At 72.5% G+C, this 17,712-nt stretch carries 17 protein-coding genes; 9 read left to right on the top strand and 8 right to left on the bottom strand.

Features of this window, described 5'->3' with window-relative positions; all coding sequences use genetic code 11:
• Window positions 1–85 precede the first annotated feature (85 nt).
• Window positions 86–889, bottom strand: a complete 804-nt coding sequence (locus OG776_RS16720) for an enoyl-CoA hydratase/isomerase family protein (RefSeq protein ID WP_148010316.1) — start codon at window positions 887–889, stop codon at window positions 86–88.
• A gap of 379 nt (window positions 890–1,268) precedes the next feature.
• Between OG776_RS16720 and OG776_RS16715 the strand changes: the two genes are divergently transcribed.
• Window positions 1,269–1,436, top strand: a complete 168-nt coding sequence (locus OG776_RS16715) for a DUF3117 domain-containing protein (protein WP_003966491.1) — start codon at window positions 1,269–1,271, stop codon at window positions 1,434–1,436.
• Window positions 1,437–1,601: 165 nt separating this feature from the next.
• On the opposite strand, the gene OG776_RS16710 is transcribed toward OG776_RS16715, so the two are convergent.
• Window positions 1,602–2,300, bottom strand: a complete 699-nt coding sequence (locus OG776_RS16710; RefSeq protein ID WP_148010317.1) for an O-methyltransferase — start codon at window positions 2,298–2,300, stop codon at window positions 1,602–1,604.
• Window positions 2,301–2,539: 239 nt separating this feature from the next.
• Here OG776_RS16710 and sigE point away from each other — a divergent pair, with 239 nt between their 5' ends.
• The 5 genes from sigE (at window position 2,540) to OG776_RS16685 (ending at window position 7,863) form a co-directional block, all read left to right on the top strand.
• The gene (gene sigE, locus OG776_RS16705; protein WP_329323717.1) at window positions 2,540–3,241 is read left to right on the top strand and encodes an RNA polymerase sigma factor SigE; all 702 of its coding nucleotides are present in this window, start codon (window positions 2,540–2,542) and stop codon (window positions 3,239–3,241) included.
• Window positions 3,238–4,215 (top strand): anti-sigma factor family protein, encoded by a 978-nt coding sequence (locus OG776_RS16700; RefSeq protein ID WP_329321397.1) that lies wholly within the window; start codon window positions 3,238–3,240, stop codon window positions 4,213–4,215. The genes sigE and OG776_RS16700 overlap by 4 nt, the downstream gene beginning before the upstream one ends.
• A 138-nt stretch (window positions 4,216–4,353) precedes the next feature.
• On the top strand, window positions 4,354–6,360 hold the full coding sequence (locus OG776_RS16695; RefSeq protein ID WP_329321395.1) for a S1C family serine protease: 2,007 nt from the start codon (window positions 4,354–4,356) through the stop codon (window positions 6,358–6,360).
• Between the two features lie 189 nt (window positions 6,361–6,549).
• Window positions 6,550–7,002, top strand: a complete 453-nt coding sequence (locus tag OG776_RS16690; RefSeq protein WP_329321393.1) for a sec-independent translocase — start codon at window positions 6,550–6,552, stop codon at window positions 7,000–7,002.
• Window positions 7,003–7,206: 204 nt separating this feature from the next.
• Complete coding sequence (locus OG776_RS16685) at window positions 7,207–7,863, top strand: hypothetical protein (RefSeq protein ID WP_187285688.1); 657 nt, start codon at window positions 7,207–7,209, stop codon at window positions 7,861–7,863.
• Between the two features lie 193 nt (window positions 7,864–8,056).
• Here the strand turns inward: OG776_RS16685 and OG776_RS16680 are convergent, their stop codons facing one another.
• The 3 genes from OG776_RS16680 to OG776_RS16670 are packed head-to-tail and all read right to left on the bottom strand — an operon-like array spanning window position 8,057 to window position 11,098.
• Complete coding sequence (locus OG776_RS16680; protein WP_148010321.1) at window positions 8,057–9,190, bottom strand: Mrp/NBP35 family ATP-binding protein; 1,134 nt, start codon at window positions 9,188–9,190, stop codon at window positions 8,057–8,059.
• Window positions 9,191–9,234: 44 nt separating this feature from the next.
• Window positions 9,235–9,819, bottom strand: a complete 585-nt coding sequence (locus OG776_RS16675) for a DUF1003 domain-containing protein (protein ID WP_148010322.1) — start codon at window positions 9,817–9,819, stop codon at window positions 9,235–9,237.
• Window positions 9,809–11,098 carry a magnesium transporter MgtE N-terminal domain-containing protein gene (locus OG776_RS16670; protein WP_329321390.1) on the bottom strand — a complete coding sequence of 430 codons (1,290 nt, stop codon included), beginning with the start codon at window positions 11,096–11,098 and terminating at the stop codon, window positions 9,809–9,811. Before OG776_RS16670 ends, OG776_RS16675 begins: the two co-directional genes overlap by 11 nt.
• 305 nt (window positions 11,099–11,403) lie before the next feature.
• On the opposite strand from OG776_RS16670, the gene OG776_RS16665 reads away from it, so the two are divergent.
• Window positions 11,404–12,153: a hypothetical protein gene (locus OG776_RS16665; RefSeq protein WP_148011031.1), complete on the top strand. Its 750-nt coding sequence runs from the start codon at window positions 11,404–11,406 to the stop codon at window positions 12,151–12,153.
• Window positions 12,154–12,226: 73 nt separating this feature from the next.
• Here OG776_RS16665 and OG776_RS16660 read toward each other — a convergent pair whose 3' ends face one another.
• Entirely contained in the window at window positions 12,227–12,769 is a 543-nt protein-coding gene (locus OG776_RS16660) for a hypothetical protein (protein WP_329321388.1), read from the bottom strand.
• Window positions 12,770–12,801: 32 nt separating this feature from the next.
• The gene (locus tag OG776_RS16655) at window positions 12,802–13,914 is read right to left on the bottom strand and encodes a magnesium and cobalt transport protein CorA (protein WP_148010325.1); all 1,113 of its coding nucleotides are present in this window, start codon (window positions 13,912–13,914) and stop codon (window positions 12,802–12,804) included.
• Window positions 13,915–14,434: 520 nt separating this feature from the next.
• On the opposite strand from OG776_RS16655, the gene OG776_RS16650 reads away from it, so the two are divergent.
• A complete protein-coding gene (locus OG776_RS16650; protein WP_148010326.1) occupies window positions 14,435–15,019 on the top strand; it encodes a suppressor of fused domain protein in 585 nt (194 codons plus the stop codon).
• Window positions 15,020–15,047: 28 nt separating this feature from the next.
• On the opposite strand, the gene OG776_RS16645 is transcribed toward OG776_RS16650, so the two are convergent.
• Window positions 15,048–16,301 (bottom strand): MFS transporter, encoded by a 1,254-nt coding sequence (locus tag OG776_RS16645; protein WP_329321385.1) that lies wholly within the window; start codon window positions 16,299–16,301, stop codon window positions 15,048–15,050.
• A 170-nt stretch (window positions 16,302–16,471) separates the two neighbouring features.
• On the opposite strand from OG776_RS16645, the gene OG776_RS16640 reads away from it, so the two are divergent.
• Window positions 16,472–17,113: a DUF6758 family protein gene (locus tag OG776_RS16640; protein ID WP_148010328.1), complete on the top strand. Its 642-nt coding sequence runs from the start codon at window positions 16,472–16,474 to the stop codon at window positions 17,111–17,113.
• Window positions 17,114–17,712 lie beyond the last annotated feature (599 nt).

The following is a 17,712-nucleotide window of genomic DNA, read 5'->3' as shown; positions in this document are numbered from 1 at the left end:
GACACCGGGCCGGAGGGGCGGTGGGGCGGTGGGGCAGGCCCGGTCGGTCCCGTCCTCCCGTTCCGCCGCCCCCTCCGGCCGTCCGTCACCGCCCCAAGTACTTGGGCTTCTCCTTGTCGACGAACGCACGCACCGCGATCAGATGGTCCTCGGAGGCCCCGGCCCGGGTCTGCAGCTCGTCCTCCTTCTCCAGCGTCTCGTCCAGCGAGTGGGTCAGGCCGTACGCGACGGCCTCCTTCAGCGCGGCGTACGCGACGGTCGGCCCCGCGGCGAGCGCCCGCGCCACGTTCTCCGCCTCGGCACGCAGCTCCCCGGCGGGTACCAGCCGGTTCGCGATGCCCAGGTCGTACGCCTCCTGCGCGGTGATACTGCGCGGGAAGAGCAGCAGGTCGGCGGCGCGGCCCGGTCCCACGACCCGCGGCAGGGTCCAGGAGATCCCGGAGTCGGCGGTCAGCGCGACCCCGGCGAACGAGGTGTTGAACGCGGCCGTGTCGGCGACGACGCGGTAGTCCGCGGCGAGCGCGAAACCGAGCCCCGCACCGGCCGCGACACCGTTGACCGCGGCCACCACGGGCTTCGCGGCGCCGGTCAGGGCGCGCACGATGGGGTTGTAGTGCTCGCGCACGGTGTTCATCGTGTGCCTCGACCCCGACTCCTTGTCGGCGGCCAGCAGCCCGATGTGCTCCTTGAGGTCCTGTCCGACGCAGAACGCCCGGTCGCCGGCCGCGGTGAGGAGGATCGCCCGCACCTCCGGGTCCGCCGCGGCCTCCTGCGCCGCGTCCCGCAGGGCGACCTTCGTGGCGGTGTCCATCGCGTTCATCGCCTCGGGGCGGTTCAGCGTGATCGTCGCGAGTCCGTCGCTCACCTCGTAGAGCACGGTGTCGGCCATGGTGGGTCCCCTCGGTTCGGTGTCGCGGCTCCGTCGTACCCGTCGGTACGCCCTGCGTCCGAGGACAGCATGCAGGACGCCGGAGCGGAGATCACGGTCCGAGGGACGGACAGGACATGTGACCTGCGTCAAAGAATTCCGGGCCGGGAATGTCCGTGCGGCGGCGCAGTATCGCAGCCACATCGCCGAATTGAGTGGTTTTGCTCAAGCGCGTTGCGCAAGCGATGCCGACTGATGTTGGTCATCGGGTCCTGAGATGCGGGATAATGGCCTGGAAGCAATGTGTTCGATGCCGGTGACGTGTGTCCTATGAGAGGACGTGCGTGCCCTCCAAGGGGCCGTCGGCGACGATGAGCTGGTTTCAGGAAGGGGAACGAGCATGGCGGCCATGAAGCCGCGGACGGGCGATGGCCCGCTCGAGGTGACCAAGGAGGGGCGGGGCATCGTCATGCGCGTTCCGCTCGAAGGCGGCGGTCGGCTCGTCGTCGAGCTGACGCCCGACGAGGCCGACGCGCTCGGCGACGCCCTCAAGAAGGTCGTCGGCTGACGCGGAAGCGACCATACCTTTTCACCTGCCCCGGCATCGTAGACGGTGCCGGGGCAGTGGTGTGTCAAGGGTGGCCCGGCGACTCGTCCATTTGGCGTCTGCGCAGGTCAGAGCGGTGCCCTCGGGAGGCGGGGCGGCGGGGCGGCGGGTGTCGGGCGGAGCGGATCAGCGCTTGACGGCGCAGAGCAAGCCGTCGCCGACCGGGAGCAGCGAGGGCACCAGGTCCTGGCTCTCGCGCACCGCGCGCAGCAGCTCGCGCAGTCGGCCGACCTCCGCCGGCTGCGGACCCGAGTCCATGGTGCGGCCGTCCGCGAAGACGCCCTCGAAGGCGACGAGCCCGCCCGGCCGCAGCAGGCGCAACGATTCAGCGAGGTAGTCCAGGCACTCCAGACGGTCGCCGTCACAGAAGACGAGGTCGTAGCCGGCGTCCGCGAGCCGGGGGAGCACGTCCAGCGCGCGGCCGGGGATGAAGCGCGCGCGGTTGCTCGCGAAGCCCGCCGCGCGGAAGGCCTGGCGGGCGAACTGCTGGCGGTCCGGCTCCGGGTCCACGGTGGTCAGTACTCCGTCCGGCCGCATGCCGTGCAGCAGATGAATCCCGGAGACGCCGGTCCCGGTCCCGATCTCCGCCACCGCTTTCGCGTCCACGGTGGCGGCGAGCAAGCGCAACGCGGCGCCCGTGCCGGGCGACACCGAGCGCAGGCCTGCCTCGCGGGCCCGGTCGCGGGCCCAGCGCAGCGCCTCGTCCTCGGCGACAAAGGCGTCGGCGAACGCCCAGCTCGTCTGCCGGTTGCCGGTAATGACCCTCTCCTGTCCCCGTGGTTGCCTGGGCGTGACTGTATCCGTTGGTGCCGGGAACCTGCTGATGGGACCGGGCGTTTAGAGGGATGGGGAAACGGACCAGGGGGAAGCGCATGGATCAGGTCGCGGAGCGGGAGGCGGAGCGAGGTGCCGGGCACGTGCTGACACAGCCATATGAGCGCGTATCAATTTCCCGTAAAACCGCTTATCCGGAGCTAACGGGCGAGGTGGCTATGGTAGGGGCTCCACTGGACACCACCAGAGCCGACAGGGGAGGTGCGGCTGCGCCTGTGGATCGGGGACGGGTGCTGCGGCGCCTGCTGCGATCAGCGGGTGAGCCGAAATCCGTGACCGACACCGCTGACACGTTCCATGCTGCTGCCCCCGCGCAGACCGCGACGTTCACCACCGACGCGGAACCGCAGGCGTGGACTCCGCCCACCTGGGAGGAGATCGTCAGCACGCACAGCGGCCGGGTCTACCGGCTCGCCTACCGCCTGACGGGAAACCAGCACGACGCAGAGGACCTCACCCAGGAGGTCTTCGTCCGCGTCTTCCGATCCCTGTCGACCTACACGCCCGGCACCTTCGAGGGCTGGCTGCACCGCATCACCACCAACCTCTTCCTGGACATGGTGCGCCGCAAGCAGCGCATCCGCTTCGACGCCCTCGGCGACGACGCGGCCGAGCGGCTGCCCAGCCGTGAGCCCTCCCCGCAGCAGGTCTTCAACGACGCGCACTTCGACGCGGACGTCCAGCAGGCGCTGGACACGCTCGCGCCCGAGTTCCGCGCCGCGGTCGTCCTCTGTGACATCGAGGGACTGTCGTACGAGGAGATCGCCGCCACCCTGGGCGTCAAGCTCGGTACGGTCCGCAGCCGGATCCACCGTGGTCGCTCGCAGCTGCGCAAGGGGCTCTCGCACCGGTCCCCCGAGGCCCGTGCCGAGCGCCGCGGCTTCGCGATCACGGGGGTTCCCGCGCTGGGAGGAGGGGGCGCGACCGCGTGAGTGGATCACGGCCTGACTCTGCGGAGCGGCGTGTTGCCGACCAGCACCTTGGGGACCGACTCTCCGCCCTGGTGGACGGAGAGCTCGGTCATGAGTCGCGCGAGCGCGTCCTGGCCCACCTCGCCACCTGCGCGAGGTGCAAGGCCGAGGCGGACGCCCAGCGCCGACTGAAGAACGTCTTCGCGGAAGTAGCTCCTCCGCCCCCTTCCGAGAGTTTCCTGGCCCGGCTCCAGGGACTGCCGGGGGGAGGTGACACCGACGGCGGTGACGGCTCACCGCTCGACGGCGGGATCTTCGGGGGAAGACTGCCCTCCGGCGCCGGGGCGACCGGAGTGTTCGGCGTGCGCGGCGAGCCCTTCGGGTACGTGCCCGCCGGGCCGCACGCGGACGTGCTGCCCCCTTCCGCCGGACGTGGCTTCCGTATCCATGACGTCAGCCGCCACGAGACCGAGAGATCGTCCTCGCGCGGTCTGCGCTTCGCCTTCGCCGCCGCCGGCGCGGTGTCGCTGGCCGCGGTCGCGCTCGGCGGGGTGTCGACCGGGGTCCCAGGCGACACCGCGGACGCGCGCGGCTCCGGCGGGAGCAACGTGACACCGATGCGCACCCCGGGCTCGGGAGCCGCGACGGCACCCGAGACACAGCGGCGCCGCTCCACCGGACCGCTGCTCGCCCAGGGCCAGCGCGGGTTCGGCGACGCCCCCGTGCAGCCCACCGAGGTCTCCGCGCCGCTGCTGCCCGGAGTCCCCGCTCCGGCGCCCCAGGGGCAGGACATGGTGCACACGCTGACGACCCCCGTGGTGGCCGGCGCCGCCGCGATGTCCCCCCTGATACGTCCGCTCACCGAGGTACAGCCGGCCGTGACGGCCGGCTGGTCGATGGCGCCCGACGTCGCGACCCCGGGGCTGCTCGCGGCCCCGGCCCCGTCCCCCTCTTCCTCCCCTCCCCCTCCGTTCTCCTCCCGCACCGCCCGCTGACCCGCCCTCTGCGCCGCGGCCCCGGAACCTGGTTGAATCCGGGGAGGGGCGCGTCCGCCGGAGGGATTCCCGGACGCGGTGTCGGCAATCTGCGGTGGCCGTCGGCGTGCTGTGCCACGGGCCGGGTGTGGGGAGAACATGGACGACGGGAAACCCGCGAAGGCGACGTGGTGGAACCGGCCGGTACCTCCGGTGGCCGAAGGGGGGACGACCCCGGGGGCCGCGGAGCGCGCCTCCGCGGAGGCGGCCTCCCCGCCCGAGGGTGATCCGGGGCGCGCGGGCGACGCGCGCGACGCCGACCCGGTCCGGAGCGACGGCTGCGGGCGGGACGAGACCTCCGTAGGGGACGAGGACTCGGGGTGGCACGCGGACTCCGAGCAGGACGGGGACTTCCGGCTCCAGCGGCCCGATCCGGCACCCGCCGCCGCGGCTGACGTGCCGGACACGACCGAGATGCCGCACACCGGGACCACCGTCACGACCGAGATGCCGCACACCGGGACCACCGTCACGACCGAGATGCCGCACACCGGGACCGACGCCCCGGTGCCCGGCGCCGTACCCACGTCCCCGGAGGCCGACGGCCGTCCCGTGCCCCTGCACGATCCCGACCCCTACAGCACCCCGCCGTACGGTGAGCCGGGCCCCTGGGCTCCCGCTCCGCCGGTCCAGCACCCGGCGGTCACCGCGGCGCACGGCATCCCCGCGACGGCTTCCGGCGACGCCCCCACGCGGACCACGCCCGCGCCCGTCACACCCGCGCCGGCGTACGGCACCCCCGCCCCGCCGATGGCGCCCGCACCGCCCCTGACTCCCGCGGCGGCGCCCGCACAGGGCACGCCCGCCCCCGTGGCCGTCTCCGGGGACGGGGAGGGGGTCCCGGCGGGATTCCCGGTCCCGGGAGCCTCTCCTGCCCCAGAGGGCCCTCCAGGCCCGTACGCGGACGCTTCCCGCCCCGCTCCGGACCCGTGGCGGAACTACGACCCCTGGGCCGCTCCGGGGCCGCTCCAGCAGAACGGCGCGGCGGCGCCCCGGACGCGGCGGCCGAGGCGGACGCTGGTCCTCGGGGCCGTGCTGATCGCCGTCCTGGCCGGAGGCGTCGGCGGAGCCGTGGGGGCCGCTCTGGAGCGCGAGGGCGCCACCGGGGACATCCGGCTGCCCCAGGCCGCGAAGGAGGCTCCCGGCAGGCCCGCGGACAGCGTCGCGGGGATAGCCGCCCGCGCGCTGCCCGGCGTCGTGACGCTGCACGTGCGCGGGACGGACGAGCAGGGCACCGGCACCGGCTTCGTGCTCGACGGCCGGGGCCACATCCTCACCAACAACCACGTGGTCGCGCCGGCCGGCAGCAGCGGCCGGATAACCGTGACGTTCAGCGGCGGCCAGAGCGCCGAGGCCACCGTCGTCGGGCGCGACAGCGGATACGACCTCGCCGTCGTCAAGGTGTCCGGGGTCGGCGGACTGCGTCCCCTGTCGCTTGGCAACTCCGACAGCGTCCAGGTGGGCGACCCCGTCGTCGCCATCGGGGCGCCCTTCGACCTCGCCAACACCGTGACCTCCGGGATCATCAGCGCCAAGGAGCGGCCCATCACGGCGGGCGGTGAGAAGGGCGACGGGAGCGACGTCTCGTACGTGGACGCCCTGCAGACCGACGCCCCCATCAACCCCGGCAACTCCGGCGGACCGCTGCTCGACTCCCGGGCGCGTGTCATCGGCATCAACAGCGCCATCCGCTCGGCTGACGGCAGCACCGACCCGCAGGCCGGCCAGGCCGGTTCCATCGGGCTCGGCTTCGCCATCCCCGTCAACCAGGCCAGACGCGTCGCCGAGGAGCTGATCAACACCGGCCGGGCGACCCACCCGGTGATCGGTGTCACGCTGGACCTGCAGTACGGCGGCGACGGCGCCCGGGTCGGCACGAAGACGACCGGGGGCCCGCCGGTCACCCCGGGCGGCCCCGGTGCCCGGGCGGGGATCAGAGCGGGCGACGTGATCATCGAGGTCGACGGGGTGCCCGTGCACTCGGGGGAGGAGCTGATCGTGCGGACCCGGGCGCACCGCCCCGGGGACCGGCTGCTGCTGACCCTCAGGCGGGACGGCGGCCGGAAACGGATCACCCTGGTCCTGGGCTCGGCCGACGGCGGCTGACACGGGCGGCGGACCGGTGGCCGCCCCCGGAAGGAGCGGCGGACATCCGGGAGAACTCGACGTGTACACGGACCCGGAGGCCCCGGGACAGTTCCGGACGGACGGGATCGGCGGGTACCGTAGATCCGGCCCGGACCACGGAACGACCGCCGGGGGCCGAGGACCGAAGGACATCGCAAGGAGCTTCAGGTGTTCAATGACATAGGACCGCTCGAGCTGGTGGCGCTCGTTGTCCTCGCCGTGCTCGTCTTCGGTCCGGACAAGCTCCCGAAGATGATCCAGGACGTCACGCGCACCATCCGCAAGATCCGCGAGTTCTCGGAGACGGCCAAGGCCGACATCCGCGAGGAACTCGGCCCCGAGTTCAAGGACTTCGAGTTCGAGGACCTGAACCCCAAGACGTTCCTGCGCAAGCAGCTGGACAACGACGAGCTGGGGCTCAAGGAGATCCGTAACGGCTTCGATCTGAAGAAGGAGATGGCCGAGGTCACGGACGCGGTGCACAGCGGTGCGTCCGAGTCGTCGGCTCCGGGCTCCGGCACGGCTTCCGGCTCAGGCTCCGGTTCGACCGTGGACATGACCAAGAAGCCCGAGAAGCCGGGCGAGGACGAGCGCCCGCCCTTCGACGCCGACGCCACCTGACACGTACTCCGGCCCGGGCGGGTCAGGAGTCCGGGGCGGCTCGGCGCGGCCGGAAATCGACGGCGGCCGCGACCCACGCGCCGGGTGCTTTCCCTGCTGCTCGGAGCGGTGTGGCTATGCTGCCCAGTTGTTGTGCGGACCGCTGAGGACGCCCGAGGGGGGCGGGCCACCCGGTCCGACGAGAGCAAGGAGGCGTCCGGGCAGATGGAGACGACAAGTCGGGTAGGCGCGCAGTCACCGGCCACGGAGGGCGGGCAGCAGCTCTCCTCCGCCCGGCGTACGGTCGACGGCTACCTGCTGGCGCCCTTCCCGTGGTACGGCCTCGACGAGGCCTTCACGGGACCGCGCTGGCTGATGCAGGTGGGCATGTCGGCGGACGGCGCCGTCGAACACGGTTCGATCGGGCACGGGGAGGAGCCCTCGGTGCGCAGCGAGTCGACCGAGGACAAGGAACGCTTCGCGGTCGTGGTGACCGTCGCGGCGAACCCCTCGCGCCGCAGCGCGGACGGTACGGGGCTGCTGGAGGCCACCTCGGTGTCCTCGGCGGCCTGGCTGGCCGGTGTGGGGCTGCTGTCCTTCACCTGGCCCGGCCAGATGGACCACACCCTGCGGGACGACTGGCTGGACCAGCAGACCGAGACGGCCTGGGTCCTCGCGGACGACCTCGACGGGCCGGACTGGTCCTCGCTGTCCCTCCCCGTGGACGGTGTGCCCACGCCGTTCCACTACCGGGAGTCCGAGTTCGGCTGGGTCCTCGCCGGGTCCACCCAGGAGGGCGTGCACGTCGGCGCGTACGGGCGCGGCATGAGCGCGTACGGGCTGGGCTTCGCCGTGGTCAAGGACATCGCCGCGTACGCGTGAGCGCACCGCGCGGCGCTTCGCGGGGGGTTCCCCGAGGGCGCTGCGGGGCGGCCGTCCGGCCGCGCGCCGGACACGGCCGGGTCGCGCGGCTCCCCGCGGCCCTGACGAGCCGGCCGCGCCCTTGACGAGCGGGCCGTGCCCCTGACGAGGTGGGCCCACCTCGCCGGGGCCGGAAGGTCCGGGAGACCGTCGGTCAGAACTTGTTCTTCGGGGTGATGCCGAGGGACATGCCCGACAGGCCGCGCTGCCGGCCGCCCAGCTTGCCCGCGATGGCGCGCAGGGCCGAGCCGGCCGGGGACGAGGGATCGGTCAGGACGACCGGCCTGCCGTCGTCGCCGCCCTCGCGCAGCCGGACGTCGATGGGGATGGAGCCGAGGACCGGGACGCTCGCGCCGGTGGTGCGGGTCAGCCCGTCCGCTACGGTCTGGCCGCCGCCGGTGCCGAACACGTCGACCATCTCGCCGCAGTGCGGGCACGGCAGGCCCGCCATGTTCTCGACGACGCCCACGATCTTCTGGTGGGTCTGGACGGCGATGGAGCCCGCGCGCTCGGCCACCTCGGCCGCCGCCTGCTGCGGGGTGGTGACGACGAGGATCTCGGCGTTCGGCACCAGCTGGGCGACGGAGATCGCGATGTCGCCGGTGCCCGGCGGGAGGTCGAGCAGGAGGACGTCCAGGTCGCCCCAGTACACGTCCGCCAGGAACTGCTGCAGGGCGCGGTGGAGCATCGGGCCGCGCCATACGACCGGGGCGTTGCCCGGCGTGAACATGCCGATGGAGATGACCTTCACGCCGTGTGCCGACGGCGGCATGATCATGTTCTCGACCTGGGTCGGACGCCCGTCGGCGCCGAGCATCCGGGGCACGGAGTGGCCGTAGATGTCCGCGTCGACGACGCCGACCTTGAGGCCGTCGGCCGCCATCGCCGCCGCCAGGTTCACCGTCACCGAGGACTTGCCGACGCCGCCCTTGCCGGAGGCGACCGCGTACACGCGGGTGAGGGAGCCCGGCTTCGCGAAGGGGACCTCGCGCTCGGCCTGGCCGCCGCGCAGCGCGCCCGCCAGTTCGCGGCGCTGTTCGTCGCTCATGACGTCCAGGGTCACGTCGACACGGGTGACGCCCTCGACCGCCGAGACCGCCTTCGTCACGTTCTCGGTGATGGTGTCGCGCATCGGACAGCCGGAGACGGTCAGATATACGGCGACCGCGACCGCGCCGTCCGCACCGATGTCCACCGATTTGACCATCCCCAGTTCGGTGATGGGTCGTTGGATCTCGGGGTCGTTCACCGTCGCCAGTGCTTCACGCACCGCGTCTTCCGTAGCCATAGGGACGATGGTACGGCGCCCGGCCCGGGGCCCGGAAAGCCCCGTCAGCGGTCGCCTGTGTCACGTCCGGGCGACCGTTCCGCCGGGAATACGGCGTGCCCGTCCGAATGGTCCTCCTCCAGCGCCCTGACCAGGTCCTCCAGCTCGGAGCGGATCCAGTCGCGGGTGGCGACCTCGCCGAGGCCGATGCGCAGGGCGGCGATCTCGCGCGTGAGGTACTCGGTGTCCGCGATCGACCGCTCGTTCTGCTTGCGGTCCTGTTCGAGGTTGACCCGGTCACGGTCGTCCTGACGGTTCTGCGCGAGCAGGATCAGGGGGGCCGCGTACGAGGCCTGCAGCGACAGCATCAGGGTCAGGAAGATGAACGGGTAGTTGTCGAACCTGAGGTCACGGGGTGCGCTGACGTTCCACACCACCCACAGGATGATGACGACCGTCATCCAGACGATGAAACGTCCGGTGCCGAGGAAGCGGGCGATCCGTTCCGAGAGCCGGCCGAAGGCCTCCGGGTCCCACTCGGGCAGCAGCCTGCGGCGGGGCGGCATCGGCTGGTCGAGGCGGCTGCGCGGCCGGGTGGTCGCGGTGGCCCCGGTGACGGCGCGTTCACGGGTCTCGCGGTCAGGCGTCATGGCTCCCCCCTCCGGCCTCGTCCTCGTGCAGATGGAACTCCGTCTCGCGCCAGTCCTCGGGCAGCATGTGGTCCAGTACGTCGTCCACGGTCACCGCGCCGAGCAGAGAGCCGCTCTCGTCGACCACGGGCGCGGCGACCATGTCGTACGCGGCGAAGAAGCCCGCGACGACCGGCAGCGCCGCGTCCGGCGCCAGGGGCTGCAGATCGTCGTCGAGGATCGAGCTGACCAGCGTGTACGGGGGATCGCGCAGCAGCCGCTGGAAGTGCGCGGTGCCCAGGTACTTGCCGGTCGGCGTCTCGTCCGGCGGGCGGCAGACGTACACCTGGGCGGCGAGCGCGGGGGACAGGTCGGAGTTGCGGACCCGGGCGAGCGCCTCGGCGACCGTGGCGTCGGGCCGCAGCACGATCGGCTCGGTCGTCATCAGACCGCCCGCGGTGCGCTCCTCGTACGACATGAGCCGCCGGACGTCGGCGGCGTCGTCCGGCCGCATCAGCGTCAGCAGCCGCTCCACGTCCTCCTCAGGGAGTTCGGCCAGCAGGTCGGCCGCGTCGTCGGGGTCCATCGCCTCCAGGACGTCCGCGGCGCGTTCCTCCTTGAGCTTGCCGAGGATCTCGATCTGGTCGTCCTCCGGGAGCTCCTCCAGGACGTCGGCGAGACGGTCGTCGTCGAGGGCGGCGGCCACCTCGCCGCGCCGCTTCGGGGAGAGGTGGTGCAGCACGTTGGCGAGGTCGGCGGCGCGCAGCTGCTCGAAGGTGGCGAGCAGGCTCTCGGCGCCCTGCCCGTGCTCCTCCAGCGAGAACCCGGTGACCGCGGACCAGTCGACGGTCAGGGTCTCGCCACGGGTGCGCCGGAAGGTCCCGCTGCGCGCCCGGCGCACGAAGACCCGGCCGATCTCCCACTCCCGCCGGGCCGGCAGCTGGCGGACCGACACGTCGAGGACGGTCACCTCCTCGTCCGTGTCGACGAGCCGCACCCGCCGGTCGAGGAGTTCACCGAAGACGAGCCGCTCGGTGGGCCGCTGCTCGAAGCGGCGGACGTTCAGGACACCGGTGGTGATGACCTGGCCGGACTCGATGCCGGTCACCCGGGTCATGGGCAGGAAGATGCGCCGTCTGGTGGACAGTTCGACGACGAGTCCCAGCAGCCGGGGCGGGCGCCGGCCGACGCGCAGCATGGCGACCAGGTCCCGCACCTGTCCGACCTGGTCGCCGTTCGGGTCGAAGACGGCGACACCGGCGAGGTGCGAGACGAAGATCCGGGGGGCGCCTGCGGCCATGCCCGCGCCTCCTTCTTTCCGTGCTGTCCCGGTAGGTGTTTCCCGTACTGCCCCGGTACGCGCGCCGGGTGGCGTCGGCGTACGCGTGCTTGGTCCCGCTCTGTCCGCGCAGGTGCGCTTCAGGCTAGCCCGTCCCGGTCGGATACGCCCTGGTGAGCGGTCCGGACGGACTGGCTCCGCCGGGCCGGTGCGGCACCGGTACGCTGCCGTACGCCGTGACGGGCACCGGTGCGGACCCTCCGCGGGGCGCCCCGGCACGGACACCCGCATGGACCCCGTACGAAAGGCAGCCCACCGTGACTGCGATGCTCCAGGGCCGTACCCGCAGGGCCGCACTGGTCGGCGCGATGTGCGCCCTGGTCGTGACGGGGACGGGCCTTACGGGGTGCGGCAGCGAGGATCCTGACGCGGGCACGAACGGGGTGGGGAAGCTGCCCGCCACCACGATCCAGACGAAGTCCCGCACCGCGGCGACCTCCGCGGACGCGGTCAGGCTCGCCGGAACCGTGGTGTCCAACGGGCGCACGTACAGACTCGACATGCGTCTGAAGGCGGACGGCGGCACCGGGTCGGTCACCTCGCAGGGGGCGAGCTTCAAGCTGCTGCGAGTGGGTGAACACCTCTTCCTCAAGGCGGGCGCCGAGTTCTGGAACCACCAGGACGACAAGGGCGGCACCAGCTCGGCGGACACGGCCGCGGCCGACAAGCTGGGCGACAAGTACGTGAAGGTGCCGACCGGGGACCCGGCCTACAAGCGCTTCATCAGCTTCACGGACAAGGACGTCCTCCTGGAGGGCCTGCTCACCCTGCACGGGGCGCTCGCCACGGACGGCCACCACGAGCAGTCCGGCGTCCGCACGATCCGTATCACCGGGGACAAGGGAGCGGGCGGCACCCTCGACGTGTCGCTGGAGGGTGCCCCCTACCCCGTTCTCCTGGTCCGCGCGGGCGGCGCCGGGACGCTTCGCCTCTCCGACTGGGGGAAGGGCTTCGCCCTCGCCGAACCGGCCAAGGACGAGACCGTCGACTACGGCAGGCAGCTGCCGGCCTCGTAGCGGGCGACGCGCCCCGCGCCCGCCGGCGCCGCCCTGGCCCAGAGGCGCCGGCGTCACGCCAAGTCGCCCCGGTCTACGACCGCTTGCGCTTCTTGAACAGGAGCCGGGGGACGGCCTCCGGGATCGGCTGCCGGGTCGTCGCCGGGCTCGGCGCGGGCGCGGCGGCCAGCGAGCCGTCCGGCAGCGGGAGCGTGCCCGCCAGGGGCTCCAGACGCAGCACCCGGCACTCGCGCGCCCAACGGGCAGGCATCTCCTCGCCGTCGGGCGCGTTCAGCCGCTTGCCCTTGAGCTCGGCGACCGTCTCCTGCCACGCGTCGGACCCGGACGCGAGCTCGACCACCCGCGCCGTCCAGGCCACCAACCGGCCGCCCTTGTCCTTGCTGCGCACGGTGACGACGGCCTCGCCCCCGTCGGCCAGACCCGGCAGCGGCTGCTCGCCGGGCCCGTCGCCGACCAGACAGGCCGCGCCGTCGTGCCACACGTGCCACAGGGCCTGGGCGGGCTCACCGGGGCCCGGAGCGCCGGCCGACGGCGTGCCGTCGCCGCGCACCCAGATCAGCCCGGACTTCTTGGTGGCCTCCTCGATGAGGGCCTGGTCGAGCACCTGTTCCGTCATGGCCTCAGCCTAGCCAGCGGGACGCTCCGGCGTCAGAGCCAGCCGTTGCGCTTCAGGATCCGGTGGATCGAGAGGCAGATGCCGACGGTGACCCCGAGCGTCAGCGGATAGCCGAACTTCCAGCGCAGCTCCGGCATGTAGTCGAAGTTCATCCCGTACACCCCGCACACCATCGTCGGCACGGCGATGATCGCGGCCCAGGAAGTGATCTTGCGCATGTCCTCGTTCTGCGTGACGGACGCCTGCGCGAGGTTGGCCTGGAGGATCGAGTTGAGCAGTTCGTCGAAGCCGAGGACCTGCTCCTGCACCCGGGCGAGATGGTCGGCGACATCGCGGAAGTACTTCTGGATGTCCGGGTCGACCAGCCGCATCGGCCGCTCGCTCAGCAGCTGCATCGGACGCAGCAGCGGCGACACCGCCCGCTTGAACTCCAGCACCTCACGCTTGAGTTGGTAGATGCGGCCGGCGTCCGTGCCGCGCGGAGTGCCTTTCCGTCCGAGCGAGAACACCTCGGTCTCGACCTCGTCGATGTCGTCCTGCACGGCGTCCGCGACCGCGATGTACCCGTCGACGACGTGGTCGGCGATCGCGTGCAGCACCGCCGAAGGGCCCTTGGCGAGCAGTTCGGGCTCGTCCTGCAGCCGGTGGCGCAGCGCCCGCAGCGAGCCCTGGCCGCCGTGCCGGACGGTGATGAAGAAGTCCCGGCCGGTGAAGCACATGACCTCGCCGGTCTCCACGACCTCGCTGGTGGCGGTGAGTTCGTCGTGCTCGACGTAGTGGATGGTCTTGAAGACCGTGAAGAGGGAGTCGTCGTAGCGCTCCAGCTTGGGCCGCTGGTGCGCCTGGACGGCGTCCTCCACGGCCAGCGGGTGCAGCCCGAAGACGCTCGCGATGCCGGAGAACTCGGCCTCGGTGGGCTCGTGCAGGCCGATCCACACGAAGCCGCCGTCGCGGTGCACCAGGCGCATCGCCTCGTGCGGGGTGAGCGGCTCGGGGGTCCGCACGCGGGCGCCGTCGCGGTAGACCGCGCAGTCGACCACGGCGGAGTCGGTCCCGGGGGCGCGGGTGGTGTCGTACGAGCCGCCGTCCTTGCGCAGGGAAGGGCGGGGGCGGACCGCGGCACGGAGGTCACGGATCATCGACATGGCAGGCTCCTTCACAACTGGAGGCCGCCGGCGACGGTTGGAACTGCCCGGAATGGGGACGTCCTGACTGCGGATGTTTGGCACGTCCACAAAGCGGGGAGCACCGCACCGTCGCGGTGGCAGCTTCGCTACTGATTCAGATCAGACAGATCAGGCGGGAACGAAGCGCTCTTCCGTGGTGCAACGCACGACGCTGACACGTATGCACACGTTTGCGGGAGGCGGCAGCCGGCCTGGGTGAGGGGAACCAGCTACAGAATTCAGCGACCGGAAGAGCGGGTGGTACTGCACGGTCGACTTCGGTCCATTGCAGCCCCACCTCCTCCGGCCGGTCCCCCGTGAGGGACGATCCATCCCCCGAGGGGGAGCTGTCTCCCGGCGAGGGAGAACAGTCAGTCAGTGCGTCGGAGCTCGAGAGCGACGCTTCTGCGTGCTGCCCCGACCAGCGGCCAAGACTATCAGCGCACCGAAGCGTCAAGCCCCCGCTTTGCCCGTTGCTGACGAGTTCTATGCTCGGTTCATGGCTGATGTTCTTCCTCTGGTCGAGGCCCGGTTGCGATCCGCGCTGGGCGAACCCGACGCGCGGGCCGCGGTCACCTTCCTCGGTACCGACCGCATCGAGGTGCTGCGTTTCACGGAGGGGGACGTCGTCCGCTACGCGACGCTCGGCATGTCCGCCCAGCCGATGGCGGACCCCACGGCGGTGCTCGCCGATCCGGTGAAGGGGCCGCGCGCCGAGCTGGTCCTCTCGGTGCGCGCGGGCCGCGCCGAGACCGACAAGGTGCTGCGCGCGCTCGCCGTCCTGGCCGCGTCCCCGCAGGTCGAGGGCGTGGTGGTGGCCGCCGGCGCCTCGCTCGACGTGGGCGGGCCGCTCTGGCCGGGCGCGCCCTTCACCTCCGTCCTGGTCGCGGAGTCCGGTGGGCTGGTCGAGGACCTGGAGCTGGACGCGCCGGCCGATCCCGTACGGTTCCTGCCGCTGCTCCCGATGACGCCGAACGAGGCCGCGTGGAAGCGGGTGCACGGCGCCGGGGCGCTCCAGGAGCGCTGGCTGAACGCCGGAACGGACCTGCGCGATCCGTCGCGCGGGTCCGTTCCGCTGGACTGAGGGCGGGTCAGTTCCCGGCCGGAAAAAATCAGTTGGCAAAAACCGTGACACCGTCCTCGGAGGCGTGTCGCGGCTGGAGTTCGTCCGCATCGTGGGTGAGCGAGGTCCGCCGCGCCCAGACCACCGCGGCACCGGCCAGCGCCGTGGCCCCCGCGACCAGGAACGCGACGCGGACCGAACTCCACTCCTCGATCTTCGGCGCGAAGTAGGGCGCCGCGGCGGCCGCGAACCAGCGCACGAAGTTGTACCCGGCGCTCGCCACCGGGCGCGGCGCGTCCGACACGCCCAGCGCGAGTTCCGTGTACACGGTGTTGTTCACGCCGATGAAGGCGCCCGAGAGGATCGTGCAGACCACGGCGGTGGTGTGGTCGCCGTACCCCAGCACCAGCACGTCCGCGGCGAGCAGTACGAGGGAGGCGCCGAGCACCTTCAGCGAACCGAACCGTGCCTGCATACGGGGCGCGACGACGACCGAGAACGCCGCGAGCAGGACGCCCCAGCAGAAGAAGACCGCGCCGGACCGGTAGGGCGTCATGTCCAGTACGAACGGCGTGAAGGCCAGCACGGTGAAGAACGTGTAGTTGTAGAAGAACGCGGAGACGGCCGCGGAGGCGAGGCCGCCGTGGCCGAGCGCCTTGAGCGGGTCGAGCAGCCCGGTCCTGCGGGCCGGCTTCGGCTGCTCCTTCAGGAAGGCCGTGACACACAGGAAGCCGACCGCCATCAGGAACGCGGTGCCGAAGAACGGGTAACGCCAGCTGGCGTTGCCGAGCAGGGCGCCGACCAGCGGTCCGCACGCCATGCCGAGGCCGAGCGCGGACTCGTAGAGCAGGATCGCCGCGGCGCTGCCGCCCGCCGCCGCGCCGACGATGACGGCGAGGGCGGTCGAGACGAACAGGGCGTTGCCGAGCCCCCAGCCGGCCCGGAATCCGACGAGTTCGCCGACCGACCCGGAGGTGCCCGCGAGGCCCGCGAAGACCACCACGAGCGCGAGGCCGAGCAGCAGGGTCTTCTTGCCGCCGATGCGGCTGGAGACGAAACCGGTCAGCAGCATCGCCACCGCGGTGATCAGGAAGTACGAGGTGAAGAGCAGCGACACCTGGCTCGGCGTGGCCTCCAGTCCCTTCGCGATGGAGGGCAGGATCGGGTCGACGAGCCCGATGCCCATGAAGGCGACGACGGAGGCCCCGGCGGTCGCCCAGACGGCCTTCGGCTGACGCAGGAGGCCGCCCGCGCCCCGGGCGAACGTGTCCCCTTCGGCGGGGTGTGCCGTGCTGGCGGACATGTGCGCTCCTCTGACTGCGCCGGAACCATGGAGAGGTCGTTGCCTTATACATACAATAAGTTAGCCGAGCTAATTAGTGCAAGTTACATCTAATTCCTCGCGGTGACGGCGCGCTCCGGACGGGTGATCGTCCTTGACGCGGCGAAAGACGGGGAGGACCGTGGGGCTCTATGAGGGGCGAACCCAGTTGCCCGAAGTGTGGTGGCCGGGTCAGGGCTCCCGGCCTCTTTGCCGATTCCTGGCAGTGCGATGTGCACGGGAACGTTCATCCGCTGCAGCCCGTGATCCCGCCCAGCGTCGAGGCCCTCGGTGTCGTGGTGCACCGTGCCCGGGTGCCGGTGTGGATGCCGTGGCCGCTGCCCGTCGGGTGGCTGTTCACCGGCGCCGGCTTCGCGGGCGACGACCGCAGCGGCGGGCGCGCGACCATGGTGGCCTGCTCGGGCCCCGGACCGCTCGGTGGCATCGGGGAGCTGATCCTGGTCGCCGAGGAGCTCGGCGTCGGCCTCGGCGCCCGCTACGCCGGCATCGACGCGCCCGACCCCGGGCCCTACATGAGTGTCGAGAAGCCCCCGCAGGCCAAGGTCCTCGCCGCCGGCCGGCCCACACCGCTGTGGCATGTGGCCGGCGCCCCCGACGACCGCGCCGTCTTCGCGGGCGAGGCGCTCGGGCTGTGGCTGTGGGCGGTCGTCTGGCCCGAGCAGTCCGGACTGCTGATGTACGACGAACTGGTGCTGACCGACCTGCGGGACGCGGGCGCGGAGGTCGACCTGCTGCCCTGCGGGGCGCTGTCCCCCCGCATCCTGGAGCCGTAGCGCTCCGCTGGGTGGCAAGGGGTGGGGTGGCGCCGGGAGCGCCGGGAGCGCCGGGAGCGCCGGGAGCGCCGGGAGCGCCGGGAGCGCCGGGAGCGCCGGGAGCGCCGGGAGCGCCGGAGGCCCGGCGGGGCGCGGGCGGGCGGCCTCGGGCCCTGAGTGGTGTGGCGTGGTAGGGGCGGGCAGAGCCTGGGTCCCGAGTGGTGTGGTGCGGGCGGGCGGCCTCTGGTCCCGGGAGTGGGGTGGCGTGGTACGGGCGGCTTTGGCCCCGAGTGGTGTGGTGTGGTGCGGGCCGGTGGCCTGGGGTCCCGTGTGGGTGTGGCGCGGTGTGGGCGTACGCGTACGGCGTGCGCGGGGCGCGGGGCGCGGGGCGCGGGGCGCGGGGTCAGTGGGCTGTCGCCCCTGGACCCCCGGCTTCGCCCGGGGCTCGGCCGTCCGCGGGGGCCGGGCGGGTTTCCGGGGGGAGCGGGTGCGGTGTCGGGGTTCCGGTGTCGGTCGATGGCGTCGGTGCGGGCGTGCCCGGTGTGTCGCGTCGCGCCGGAGGGGGTGCGGTGGCCGGCCCGGGCGCCCGCCCCACGGCGCTGGTACGGGCCTCGGGTGCG

It is taken from the genome of Streptomyces sp. NBC_01689, from assembly GCF_036250675.1.
In the GTDB taxonomy this organism is placed as follows: domain Bacteria; phylum Actinomycetota; class Actinomycetes; order Streptomycetales; family Streptomycetaceae; genus Streptomyces.
This window is presented reverse-complemented; position numbering and strand designations above follow the sequence as displayed.

Coding starts and splice junctions, on each gene's coding strand:
- OG776_RS16650 (WP_148010326.1), top strand. CDS start 14,435: ATGGCTGATGTTCTTCCTCTGGTCGAGGCCCGGTTGCGATCCGCGCTG.
- OG776_RS16685 (WP_187285688.1), top strand. CDS start 7,207: ATGGAGACGACAAGTCGGGTAGGCGCGCAGTCACCGGCCACGGAGGGC.
- OG776_RS16715 (WP_003966491.1), top strand. CDS start 1,269: ATGGCGGCCATGAAGCCGCGGACGGGCGATGGCCCGCTCGAGGTGACC.
- OG776_RS16670 (WP_329321390.1), bottom strand. CDS start 11,098: ATGGCCGCAGGCGCCCCCCGGATCTTCGTCTCGCACCTCGCCGGTGTC.
- OG776_RS16655 (WP_148010325.1), bottom strand. CDS start 13,914: ATGTCGATGATCCGTGACCTCCGTGCCGCGGTCCGCCCCCGCCCTTCC.
- OG776_RS16695 (WP_329321395.1), top strand. CDS start 4,354: ATGGACGACGGGAAACCCGCGAAGGCGACGTGGTGGAACCGGCCGGTA.
- OG776_RS16645 (WP_329321385.1), bottom strand. CDS start 16,301: ATGTCCGCCAGCACGGCACACCCCGCCGAAGGGGACACGTTCGCCCGG.
- OG776_RS16660 (WP_329321388.1), bottom strand. CDS start 12,769: ATGACGGAACAGGTGCTCGACCAGGCCCTCATCGAGGAGGCCACCAAG.
- OG776_RS16675 (WP_148010322.1), bottom strand. CDS start 9,819: ATGACGCCTGACCGCGAGACCCGTGAACGCGCCGTCACCGGGGCCACC.
- OG776_RS16720 (WP_148010316.1), bottom strand. CDS start 889: ATGGCCGACACCGTGCTCTACGAGGTGAGCGACGGACTCGCGACGATC.
- OG776_RS16640 (WP_148010328.1), top strand. CDS start 16,472: ATGAGGGGCGAACCCAGTTGCCCGAAGTGTGGTGGCCGGGTCAGGGCT.
- OG776_RS16680 (WP_148010321.1), bottom strand. CDS start 9,190: ATGGCTACGGAAGACGCGGTGCGTGAAGCACTGGCGACGGTGAACGAC.
- OG776_RS16665 (WP_148011031.1), top strand. CDS start 11,404: ATGCTCCAGGGCCGTACCCGCAGGGCCGCACTGGTCGGCGCGATGTGC.